General features: G+C 53.1%; 1 protein-coding gene. It reads right to left on the bottom strand.

Features of this window, described 5'->3' with window-relative positions:
* The coding region (locus tag SB689_RS23120) for a hypothetical protein (RefSeq protein ID WP_410694399.1) at positions 1-273 on the bottom strand (273 nt) is incomplete at both ends.

Below are 273 nucleotides of genomic sequence, written 5' to 3'. Positions count from 1 at the left end.
CGTCCATTGCCGACCCGAATTCGTGCGTCATAAATCCTGCAACGATGCCGAGCATTGCCATTGTTTCGAGGGTGCTCTCTCTCCGTTTCGAAAGCGTCTCGTGTTGCTCGGCCAATTCTTCGGCGGCGGCAAACCGTTTGACAAGTCGGTTTTTATCGGCTCGACTCAGGTTAGCATTGGCCTGTACTTCAGCGATGGCGCGTTGCGCCTCTAGCCGAAGTGACTCTACGATTTCTAGTTGCTCCTGCTTTTCCTGTTCTAACTGAAGCTCAC

The organism is Chryseobacterium sp. SIMBA_038 (assembly GCF_046535115.1).
In the GTDB taxonomy this organism is placed as follows: domain Bacteria; phylum Bacteroidota; class Bacteroidia; order Flavobacteriales; family Weeksellaceae; genus Chryseobacterium.
The sequence above is the reverse complement of the archived record's forward strand: the minus strand, read 5'-3'. Positions and strand labels throughout refer to the sequence as shown.